The organism is Nodularia chucula CCY0103, from assembly GCF_963923915.1.
Lineage (GTDB): Bacteria > Cyanobacteriota > Cyanobacteriia > Cyanobacteriales > Nostocaceae > Nodularia > Nodularia chucula.
The window spans coordinates 201,921-211,873 of sequence record NZ_CAWUOL010000002.1; the positions used below are offsets into that span (position 1 = coordinate 201,921).

At 41.8% G+C, this 9,953-nt stretch carries 12 protein-coding genes and 1 tRNA gene; 7 read left to right on the forward strand and 6 right to left on the reverse strand.

Annotation, left to right across the window (positions count from 1 at the left end; all coding sequences use genetic code 11):
• Positions 1-56: 56 nt before the first annotated feature.
• Positions 57-1,049: an iron-siderophore ABC transporter substrate-binding protein gene (locus ACM0OP_RS01485; RefSeq protein WP_414526612.1), complete on the forward strand. Its 993-nt coding sequence runs from the start codon at positions 57-59 to the stop codon at positions 1,047-1,049.
• Positions 1,050-1,175: 126 nt separating this feature from the next.
• On the opposite strand, the gene ACM0OP_RS01490 is transcribed toward ACM0OP_RS01485, so the two are convergent.
• The 4 genes from ACM0OP_RS01490 to ACM0OP_RS01505 form a co-directional block, all read right to left on the reverse strand.
• Positions 1,176-1,577, reverse strand: a complete 402-nt coding sequence (locus ACM0OP_RS01490; RefSeq protein WP_414526613.1) for a type II toxin-antitoxin system VapC family toxin — start codon at positions 1,575-1,577, stop codon at positions 1,176-1,178.
• Positions 1,565-1,786 carry a hypothetical protein gene (locus ACM0OP_RS01495; RefSeq protein ID WP_414526629.1) on the reverse strand — a complete coding sequence of 74 codons (222 nt, stop codon included), beginning with the start codon at positions 1,784-1,786 and terminating at the stop codon, positions 1,565-1,567. The genes ACM0OP_RS01490 and ACM0OP_RS01495 overlap by 13 nt, the downstream gene beginning before the upstream one ends.
• A gap of 70 nt (positions 1,787-1,856) precedes the next feature.
• Positions 1,857-1,988 carry a hypothetical protein gene (locus ACM0OP_RS01500; protein WP_414526614.1) on the reverse strand — a complete coding sequence of 44 codons (132 nt, stop codon included), beginning with the start codon at positions 1,986-1,988 and terminating at the stop codon, positions 1,857-1,859.
• A 52-nt stretch (positions 1,989-2,040) separates the two neighbouring features.
• Positions 2,041-2,889, reverse strand: coding sequence for an Rpn family recombination-promoting nuclease/putative transposase (locus ACM0OP_RS01505; protein WP_414526615.1), 849 nt, complete (start codon positions 2,887-2,889; stop codon positions 2,041-2,043).
• 82 nt (positions 2,890-2,971) lie between these two features.
• Between ACM0OP_RS01505 and ACM0OP_RS01510 the strand changes: the two genes are divergently transcribed.
• On the forward strand, positions 2,972-3,352 hold the full coding sequence (locus tag ACM0OP_RS01510) for a DUF1636 family protein (protein WP_414526616.1): 381 nt from the start codon (positions 2,972-2,974) through the stop codon (positions 3,350-3,352).
• 52 nt (positions 3,353-3,404) lie between these two features.
• On the opposite strand, the gene ACM0OP_RS01515 is transcribed toward ACM0OP_RS01510, so the two are convergent.
• The gene (locus ACM0OP_RS01515) at positions 3,405-3,605 is read right to left on the reverse strand and encodes a hypothetical protein (RefSeq protein WP_414526617.1); all 201 of its coding nucleotides are present in this window, start codon (positions 3,603-3,605) and stop codon (positions 3,405-3,407) included.
• A gap of 74 nt (positions 3,606-3,679) precedes the next feature.
• Here ACM0OP_RS01515 and ACM0OP_RS01520 point away from each other — a divergent pair, with 74 nt between their 5' ends.
• Entirely contained in the window at positions 3,680-5,494 is a 1,815-nt protein-coding gene (locus ACM0OP_RS01520) for an ABC transporter ATP-binding protein (RefSeq protein ID WP_414526618.1), read from the forward strand.
• Between the two features lie 108 nt (positions 5,495-5,602).
• Positions 5,603-5,806 (forward strand): hypothetical protein, encoded by a 204-nt coding sequence (locus ACM0OP_RS01525; RefSeq protein ID WP_414526619.1) that lies wholly within the window; start codon positions 5,603-5,605, stop codon positions 5,804-5,806.
• Positions 5,807-5,982: 176 nt separating this feature from the next.
• On the opposite strand, the gene ACM0OP_RS01530 is transcribed toward ACM0OP_RS01525, so the two are convergent.
• Positions 5,983-6,056, reverse strand: a tRNA-Pro gene (locus tag ACM0OP_RS01530).
• A gap of 116 nt (positions 6,057-6,172) precedes the next feature.
• On the opposite strand from ACM0OP_RS01530, the gene lipA reads away from it, so the two are divergent.
• The 3 genes from lipA to sigC all read left to right on the forward strand — a co-directional run bounded on the left by lipA (position 6,173) and on the right by sigC (position 9,728).
• Positions 6,173-7,042 (forward strand): lipoyl synthase, encoded by an 870-nt coding sequence (lipA, locus tag ACM0OP_RS01535; protein ID WP_414526620.1) that lies wholly within the window; start codon positions 6,173-6,175, stop codon positions 7,040-7,042.
• A 33-nt stretch (positions 7,043-7,075) separates the two neighbouring features.
• On the forward strand, positions 7,076-8,002 hold the full coding sequence (locus ACM0OP_RS01540) for an NAD(P)H-dependent glycerol-3-phosphate dehydrogenase (RefSeq protein ID WP_414526621.1): 927 nt from the start codon (positions 7,076-7,078) through the stop codon (positions 8,000-8,002).
• Positions 8,003-8,477: 475 nt separating this feature from the next.
• The gene (gene sigC, locus ACM0OP_RS01545) at positions 8,478-9,728 is read left to right on the forward strand and encodes an RNA polymerase sigma factor SigC (protein WP_414526622.1); all 1,251 of its coding nucleotides are present in this window, start codon (positions 8,478-8,480) and stop codon (positions 9,726-9,728) included.
• Positions 9,729-9,953 lie beyond the last annotated feature (225 nt).

Consider the following 9,953-nt stretch of genomic DNA (forward strand, 5'->3'; position numbering starts at 1 on the left):
TGCGTCAGAATGAAGCGTAGAACATTCATTTTCCCAATTGTGTAAATTAAGTGTTCATGAAAATATCTATACGTCGCCTTATCTATCTATTGCTATTAGGAATTTTGACGTTTACACTAGCTGCGGCCTGTAGCAAAACTATTGATAACAGTACGACAAACCTAAAACAGTCAACGGAAGATTGCCGCCAAGTGGAACACGTAATGGGAGAGACTTGTATTCCTGTCAGCCCGAAGCGAGTGATCACATTATGGACAAGTATTTTGGCTAATACCCTAGCATTAGATATCAAACCAGTGGCTACAAGTTACTATACAGGTGAACCTTTTCCACAGTATCTACAAAAGAAAGTAGATGGAATTGAATTTGTTGGTAATATAACCGAACCAAGTTTAGAAAAGATTTTGCTACTTAAACCTGATTTAATTTTGGCTAACTATCGGTTGAAAAATATCTATAAGCAGCTCTCTGAAATTGCGCCCACAGTCATGATGGACTTTCCTGGTACACCTCCTCCCTGGAAGCAACAATTAGTAGACCTTGCCAAAGTGATGGACAAAGAAGAGAACGGTCAGATGTTGATGGATAAATATTGGCAGCGTATTGAAACACTCAAACAAAAATTAGGCATTGACGCAGCTTCTCCAAAGGATAATCACCGCCATCAATTTCAAATATCAGTTGCTAGTATATCTTCAGATTATGGAATTTGGGCTTATGGAGAAAAACACGCTGTCGGCATGATTTTGAATGATATTGGACTACAAAGACCACCAGCACAAAGGGGAGATTTCTACTATATAAATAATATTTCTGAAGAACGGTTATCTGATATTGATGGTGATGTACTCTTTTTTTTACATTGGGGAAGTAAGGATACCAAAGAGACTTTAGAAAAACTCCAAGAAAAACCTTTATGGCGACAACTCAAAGCAGTGCAACAAAATCAGGTTTATTTCGTAGATGCAGGGCATTGGCATTCTTTCGATATCTTATCAGTAAATGCAGTTATTGATGACTTGTTTAAATATCTCGTCAACACACCTTAAAACCATGCCCAAACACACGATGTTAGTCTGCAAATCTTGTCACCGTTTATCTGAAGAAGCAGTGCGATCGCCCTTTAGCTTAGAGTAATCCTAAACTACTGAATTTGCATGATGAGGAACAATGAGCTATTGCATCAAACAACCACTAAGTTCTGGATATTGACGAAATATGCTATCTACACTCGCTAAAGATGCTTGATATTCCAAAGCAGTTGCTATAATCATGCGATCAAAAGGGTCTCTATGAACCGCAGACAGGTTAACTGCACGACTACAAATCTGAGGCGTAAGGGGAAACAACTCTATTCCCGATGGTTCTAAGGCTGCCTGAAACCATTCATCCGTAGAGCAAGGTAGTTCTAACCGTCCACGATGTTGAGCCAAAGCAATTTCGTAACAGGATACAGGTGAAATGCCAACCTGACTCGCCGTTTCGATTCTCTCTTTCCATTCAGATGAAAAATTCTCAAATGCCAGATTCACAAACCAAATCCAAATATGAGTATCCAGAACAATCACTTCAGACATTCCCAATCTTGCTCATCCACTACAGGACTAATCAAATCACCTAAGATCCTGGCTTTACCCGCGATCGCCACAGCAGGAATCCGGCGTTTAACAGGAGGCACTGTCTCTTCTAAAACAGTCACAATCACACGAGCAGATATGACGGGAGGTGCATCAGACAACCACTTGACCTGACCGTTTTCGTAAATTGCTTCGTAACTTTTTAGCATCATCTCTCCATTATCCTGGGGGATATGTTATTTCGTAAACCCTCGCTTTTTCATTTTATCTGATACCTATTCACTCCTTTGCCAAGTGCGATCGCCCTCTTAAAGTCAACACCATTGATAAAAACTTCCATATCCGCGCCTCCAAAATATCATCCAGTGCGATCGCCCTCTTAAAGTCAACACCATTGATAAAAACTTCCATATCCGCGATCTACAAAATATCATGCAGTGCGATCGTGATAACTAATAACTGTTCACTGATGTACCTCTAGCCAAGCCTGTAAATCAGCCAAACTGGTAAAATCAAGCAAAGCTTCACCCAAATCTTCCAACATCGGCAACGACAAACCCGAAATCACAGAACGCACCTCCTGGGGCAATTCTCCCAACCGCTTCCGCAATTGTCGGGTAATAATATTAGCCGTCGCTTCTCGTCCTTCTTCCCGTCCTTCCTGCTTAATTTCCCGATAAACTCTTGTTTCTTTCAGTGTAATATCTAACATTGCTTCTACCTCAACTCTACTCAGTTCATCAAACCGATAAGTCATGATTGTTGTAACTATCTCAATTATCGCACGACTACTTGGTGGCGATAACTCATTACGAGTTCGACTTAACAAATACCGGGCTTCTTCTGGGGCTTGTTCTTCTTCTACAGTAGTTAACACCATCGCCGCCACCCACAAAGGCAAAGAACGAATGTCTCCCAACTCATCCAAATACACCCGATGTACTTGCTCACTATTCAAAAAACCTCGATATGGATGAATATCACTTTGTTCAGTGCTACGGGACGGATAAATGATTACTGCTTGCCAATCACTAAATCTGTCACGATTACGGTAAAAATATAATGATGATTCGGCAAATACCCGCTCATACAGTTTTTCATCCTTTTGAAACTGTACCTCACAGAAATACACCACACCCGAACTTGTATTTTCAGGTGGTAAAAACACCCCATCAATTTCAAACTTAGGTTCTTTGACAGCCACCGACTCAAACCGATATACATCAGCATTCTCTGGGGGATTTATCAATAGTTCAAACAGTAAACTAGGAGATTGTTGAAATAGTTTATAAAAAATCGAATCACGCCGCATGAAGCATTCCAGTGAATAGTTAACCCTGTCAAATATCTAACCATATTTTCCTTAATATTGCTATTCAATTACCACTAAACCAATGCCAAAACATACGTTACTCGTTTGCAAATCCTGCCACCGTTCCTCTAAAAAACGACCAGAAAATCCACCTTTTGATGGTAATATTTTACTTGACCAACTAAACACTTTATGCAATGGAAAATTCCCAGATAATGAAGTAGAAATTCAACCAGTGGGATGTTTATGGGCGTGCGATTATGGCTGTGTTGTGTCCGTCGCTAGTCCAGATAAAGCCACCTATCTCTTCGTTAATCTTACCCCCGGAGAAAGTGCCACAGCATTATTAGATTTTATGCAACTTTATATCAAAAGTGATAAAGGAACTGTAGTGTGGAGACAAGTTCCTGAAATCTTACAATCTGCTATTTTCGCCCAAATTCCCCCACAAAATAATTCGTAATACTTCGGCTGCGCTCAGTACAAGTTCGTAATTCGTAATTACTAAATCTAATCTAGAAAACCTGTGATACAGGAATATCCCGCATTTTCTTCAACTCTTGCAGTAACGATTCCAAAAACATCATGTCATTTGTTATCTCTGAAGCCTCATCTTCTGACAAGTCCTGTTTATCCAGTTGAACTTGATATGCCGCAATCCGAAATTCCAATGCCTCTACCAAAAATCGTACAGCTTTAGGAGATAAATTCATCATCGTCATCACCCTCAACTCATGTCCCCCCTTCAGGCTTAATACACAATTATCATAGCTGTTTTAACTGAATCACAATGGCATCTTATTCTATTTCTAAACAACATCCACTGCTACGGTTATTAAACTACGCTAAAAACTACCGCTCTCAAGTGTGGACTGCGGCAACTTTTACCATCCTCAATACCATATTTGACCTCGCACCAGCTTATTTAATTGGGTTAGCTGTAGATATTGTTGCCGAACAAGAAAATTCGATTATTGCCCAATTTGGTGTTACTAATATTGTTGGACAACTGGCAATCTTATCATTATTAACGTTATTAATTTGGACTTTAGAATCACTATCTGAATTTATCTACGATCGCCTGTGGCGAAATCTCGCCCAAACTATGCAGCATGAGTTACGTCTTGATGCTTATAGTCATTTACAGGAACTAGAATTAAGCTACTTTGAAGAACGCTCTACAGGCACATTTTTATCAATATTAAATGACGATATCAATCAATTAGAAAGATTTCTTGATTCTGGTGCAGCTAGTATTTTACGGTTTATCACTACAATTCTATTTGTAGGTGGTTCATTTGTGATTATCGCCCCTAATGTCGCGTGGCTGGCAATATTACCTACACCTTTCATTTTTTGGGGTTCCTTAGCATTCCAAAAACGACTTGCACCCCGTTACGCAGATGTCCGCGATAAAGCCGGATTTATTAATAGTCGTTTAGCTAATAATCTCTCAGGTATTGCCACAATTAAAAGTTTCACTGCTGAAAACTATGAACGAGAACGTATGTTAGTTGAAAGTGAAGCTTATCGCCGGAGTAATGGTCATGCAATCGCACTTTCGGCTGCTTTTTATCCAGCTATTCGCTTTGTGGTAGTGACAGGTTTCATCGCTACGCTGTTTTTTGGTGGGGTTGCAGTAGCAAATAATCAGTTAACTGTGGGAACCTACGGTTTTATGGTGTTCATTGTCCAGCGATTACTGTGGCCTTTTGCCAGTTTGAGTCAAATTATGGATCAATATCAACGGGCAATGGCTTCTACCCGACGAGTCATGGGATTATTAGATACGCCCATAACTATCCCCACAGGAAACCGTTCTTTACCAGCAGTACGTGGTGAAGTGCATCTTGACAATATCACCTTTGCCTACAACGACCGCACCAATGTATTGCAAGATTTATCATTGCATATTCCCCCTGGTGCAAATATTGGTATTGTTGGTGCAACAGGTTCTGGTAAAAGTACCTTAGTTAAACTACTGCTACGCTTTTACGAAATCCAAGGCGGACAAATCCTGGTTGATAATATCGATATTCGGGAGTTACAACTGGGGGAACTGCGGCGCTGTATCGGTTGGGTGAGTCAGGATGTATTTTTATTTCACGGTACGGTGGCTGAGAATATTGCTTATGGTAGTTTTGATGCTACTGAGTCAGAAATTATCCATGCTGCGAAATTAGCTGAGGCTCATGAATTTATTCTGCAACTACCCCAAGGATACGATACTGTTGTCGGCGAACGAGGTCAAAAGCTTTCTGGTGGACAAAGACAACGTATAGCTATAGCCCGTGCTATTCTCAAAGATCCAGCAATTTTAATTTTGGATGAAGCTACCTCTGCGGTGGATAATGAAACGGAAGCGGCTATTCAGAAATCTTTAGCTATTATTACCCAAAATCGGACTACCATAGCGATCGCACATCGTCTTTCCACAATTCGCCACAGTCACTGTATATATGTCATGGCTCATGGTCAAATTGTCGAGCAGGGTAAGCATGAGGACTTAATAGAACTGAATGGGATTTATACCAGTTTGTGGAACGTACAGTCTGGATACGTGCCTACTCATACCTTGGAGGATAATCTGCTGTTCGGAGATTGAGAAACGGGAAACCCAACCTATTGGGTTTTGTACCATTACTCCGCAACCCTAACGCGAACAACCAAACCTACGAATGCCAGGATTTTTCGATTTAGCAAAGGTTTGGATGTGGAGACAGAATTGGCGTTATGGTCGCGGATATTTGTCAATAGCACAGAACAAGAGCAAAATCATTGGACACCAACCTGTCTTGTAGTTTCTCATCGCCCTGCTGTGTTACGTCGTGCTGACCAGATTATTGTGATGAAAGCAGGTAAAGTGCAAGCTCAAGGGAAGTTTGATGAAATTTTTAGCCATGAACAAGCCACTTAACTTCAACAAGTTTTGCCACAACACTCAAGGTTTGCTCGAACATTTAGCCTGTCTGGGGGATTTTCTCGGACAATTGGGCGCAATCTCACATTCCATCCCTATGAAAATGCGAAAAAATTGCCTGACTTGTGATTATACAAGTATGGCCGCCGTTTTCATTGCGCATAAATTCCCAATCGGGATGACTGGATTCGAACCAGCGGCCCCTTCGTCCCGAACGAAGTGCGCTACCAAGCTGCGCTACATCCCGCCACAGTAAATACCAAACGATTCTATCATATCCTGATCAAAAATGATAAATATCTTAACTCAGGGCTTTGCTTGCTAGGATGAGACTTGTATAACTTCAAATAATAAGGGCAGATTGTGACTGTTAAACCAGACTGGTTGCGAGTAAAAGCGCCTCAGTGGGAGCGCGTGGGTAACGTTAAAGAAATTTTGCGGGATTTAGCGCTCAATACCGTTTGTGAGGAAGCCTCCTGTCCGAATATTGGTGAGTGCTTTCAAGCTGGTACGGCGACATTTTTAATTATGGGGCCGGCTTGTACTCGTGCTTGTCCTTATTGTGATATTGACTTTGAGAAAAAACCCCAACCTCTAGACCCGACAGAACCAGCAAGACTGGGGGAAGCTGTGCGCCGGATGGGACTTAATCATGTGGTGATTACTTCTGTCAACCGAGATGATTTACCTGATGGTGGTGCGGCTCAATTTGTGCGGTGTATTGAAGCGGTGCGTAGTGTTTCGCCTCAAACGACAATTGAGGTGTTAATTCCGGATTTGTGCGGTAATTGGCAGGCTTTGGAAGTCATTTTACAAGCTGCGCCAGAGGTGATGAACCACAATACAGAAACAATTGAGCGTTTATATCGCCGGGTGCGTCCCCAAGGAAACTATGAGCGGACTTTGGAATTACTCCAGAGGTCGCGCCAAATCGCCCCAAGGATATATACTAAGTCGGGGATTATGGTGGGACTTGGTGAAACAGATGCGGAAATTCGCCAAGTGATGGAAGACCTCCGCTCTGTAGATTGTGACATATTAACTATTGGGCAGTATCTCCAACCCACTGCCAAACACTTGCAGGTTAATGATTTTATCACCCCTGAACAATTTGCAGTCTGGCAGAAATTCGGTGAAGAAATCGGATTTTTACAAGTTGTTTCATCACCATTGACAAGAAGCTCATACCATGCAGAGCAAGTCAGGGAATTAATGCAACGTTACCCCCGTTAATTGATATTTAGATAGTTGGGATTAATTATCGCGGTGCAAAAAACTACTATAACAATTCTGGGTGCAGGTGCTTGGGGTACAACTTTAGCAGACTTAGCCAGTAGCAACGGCCATGAGGTGCGTGTGTGGTCACGTGGAGGATCAGCAACTCTGGAAGCAGTGATCCCAGATGCGGAAATTATCTTATCGGCGATCGCCATGAAAGGAGTAAGTGATATAGTTTCTCAAGTCAAATCTTTACCCCTGTCCCCACAGACAATCTTTGTCACAGCTACCAAAGGCTTAGATCCCCAAACCACCTGTACACCTTCGCAAATTTGGCAAACAGCATTCCCCAATCATCCAGTGGTGGTATTATCTGGGCCAAATTTATCTCAAGAAATCCAACAATCATTACCAGCGGCCACGGTAGTGGCTAGCGAGAATACAACTGCGGCGGAACTTGTACAGCAGGTATTTTCTTCTCCTAGTTTTCGGGTATATACCAACCCTGACCCCATCGGTGTGGAACTAGGGGGAACATTAAAAAATATTATGGCGATCGCAGCTGGTGTGTGTGATGGCTTACATCTGGGAACCAACGCCAAAGCCGCTTTAGTCACCCGTGGACTCACAGAAATGGTTCGCATTGGCCAGAGTTGGGATGCAAAGACGGAAACATTTTATGGTTTATCTGGTCTAGGAGATTTGTTAGCAACTTGCAACAGTCCTCTCAGTCGCAACTACCAAGTAGGTTATCAAATGGCTAGTGGTAAAATATTAACAGACATTCTAGCAAACACAGCAGGAACAGCTGAAGGTGTTAACACTTGCCAAGTGTTAGTGCAGCGCGCCCACCAGTATCGTATCCCCATCCCCATTACCGAGCAAGTGTATCGCTTACTTCAAGGTGAAATCACACCGCGACAAGCGTTAGAAGAACTGATGTTACGAGATATCAAACCAGAATATAACTATTGAATTTTAGTCTCAACAGTTTAATGATCCTTTCTGCGTGTATACTAGCTAGTTGATGACAACTAAACACGTCTATTTATTCCTTAATAATCCTGAGAAAAAAAAATCAAAAATTGTCTGGATATTACTTTCTTGCCCATGTAGATATAACCATGCTGATGATCAATATAACTTTTACTGACAGATGTTTATACCAGTTATAAAAATAACCATAAATATCTACTAATGTAGAAATGCTCACTAGGTACTTTATGATCATCTAAAGCCTAGATCCAGATTTGAATAGCTATTGGTTCAATTCAGACGCTCTAACGACACAGTTCGCCATGAGCGTGAGAAAATTTCAGTTTGTTTTTTTTGTAAAAAATTGGACTGAAAACCTCAACCGTGTTAGTTCATCTTGAATCACGGGAACAATAGCAACAGTTAATTAGCTGACCGTAATCTATTGTTACCTGGAGCCATTGAGACGAGCCTTATGCCAGCAACATCTTTTTACGCAGATGCCGCTTCTAATACCAAAGATTCCCGCCCGGCTTTGGATGAAGAACTCATTATTGATGATGCTGATTTATCAGCAGAAGATATGCAAGAGTTAGAAGTAGCTGCTGCTGACCCTGCTAACTTTGCTGGGAATACTAACCGTCGTAGTACAGACTTAGTACGTCTATACCTTCAGGAAATTGGGCGAGTTCGGCTGTTAGGGCGGGATGAAGAAGTTTCCGAAGCCCAAAAAGTTCAACGCTACCTGCGGATGCGAACTGTCTTAGCCAACGCCGCCAAGCAAGGGGATGAAGTCGTTACACCCTACCTCAAATTAGTTGAAGTGCAAGAGCGACTGTCATCGGAATTAGGACATCGCCCGTCTTTAGAACGGTGGGCTAGCACTGCGGGGATAAATCTTGCTGATCTCAAACCTACTTTAGCCAATGGTAAGCGGCGCTGGGCAGAAATTGCTAAATTAACAGTGGAAGAATTGGAGCAAGTACAAACCCAAGGACTCCACGCCAAAGAACACATGATCAAGGCTAATTTGCGCTTGGTAGTGTCAGTGGCTAAAAAATATCAAAATCGTGGTTTAGAGTTATTAGATTTAGTTCAAGAAGGTACTTTAGGTTTAGAAAGAGCCGTAGAAAAATTTGATCCAACCAAGGGATACCGCTTTAGTACCTACGCTTATTGGTGGATTCGTCAGGGAATTACCAGGGCGATCGCCACATCTAGTCGTACAATTCGCTTACCTGTTCATATTACAGAAAAGCTCAACAAAATTAAAAAAGCTCAACGGAAAATTGCTCAAGAAAAAGGCCGGACTCCCACCTTAGAAGACTTAGCAATTGAGTTAGATATGACACCCGCCGCAGTGCGGGAAGTGTTACTCAGAGTTCCCCGTTCTGTTTCCTTAGAAACCAAAGTCGGCAAAGATAAAGACACCGAGCTAGGGGAATTACTAGAAACTGATAGCATTACCCCAGAAGAAATGTTAATGCGAGAATCTTTACACAAAGACTTGCATAGTTTGTTGTCAGATTTAACCAGCCGAGAAAGGGATGTCATTCTCATGCGCTTTGGTTTATCCGATGGTCATCCCTATTCCTTAGCCGAAATTGGTCGCGCCCTGGATTTATCTAGAGAAAGAGTCCGTCAAATCGAATCCAAAGCCTTGCAAAAACTCCGTCAACCCAAACGACGCAACCTCATCCGCGATTACTTGGAATCTCTCAGTTAGTCATGAATGGCTAAAAATTGCAGCAGAAACAGACAATTTGATTTACACAAGGGCGAAAACAAATAGCGCTCTTGTGTATAAGCTGCTGTCACGATAGAAGTTTAAATCAGAGTTTTTTCACAATTTCAGGGGCGTTATTTCTACAAATATTATTTATATTATTTGTAACCCCTTAACGGGTGACAAGGTGGCTCAAGATGAGATGTGGCAATAATTTGAGAAAAT

What these genes read in the sequence shown, in the direction of transcription:
- sigC (WP_414526622.1), top strand. Translation starts at nt 8,478, where the DNA reads ATGCCAGCAACATCTTTTTACGCAGATGCCGCTTCTAATACCAAAGAT.
- ACM0OP_RS01515 (WP_414526617.1), bottom strand. Translation starts at nt 3,605, where the DNA reads ATGATGAATTTATCTCCTAAAGCTGTACGATTTTTGGTAGAGGCATTG.
- ACM0OP_RS01505 (WP_414526615.1), bottom strand. Translation starts at nt 2,889, where the DNA reads ATGCGGCGTGATTCGATTTTTTATAAACTATTTCAACAATCTCCTAGT.
- ACM0OP_RS01495 (WP_414526629.1), bottom strand. Translation starts at nt 1,786, where the DNA reads ATGCTAAAAAGTTACGAAGCAATTTACGAAAACGGTCAGGTCAAGTGG.
- ACM0OP_RS01500 (WP_414526614.1), bottom strand. Translation starts at nt 1,988, where the DNA reads ATGGAAGTTTTTATCAATGGTGTTGACTTTAAGAGGGCGATCGCACTG.
- ACM0OP_RS01485 (WP_414526612.1), top strand. Translation starts at nt 57, where the DNA reads ATGAAAATATCTATACGTCGCCTTATCTATCTATTGCTATTAGGAATT.
- ACM0OP_RS01490 (WP_414526613.1), bottom strand. Translation starts at nt 1,577, where the DNA reads ATGTCTGAAGTGATTGTTCTGGATACTCATATTTGGATTTGGTTTGTG.
- ACM0OP_RS01520 (WP_414526618.1), top strand. Translation starts at nt 3,680, where the DNA reads ATGGCATCTTATTCTATTTCTAAACAACATCCACTGCTACGGTTATTA.
- ACM0OP_RS01510 (WP_414526616.1), top strand. Translation starts at nt 2,972, where the DNA reads ATGCCAAAACATACGTTACTCGTTTGCAAATCCTGCCACCGTTCCTCT.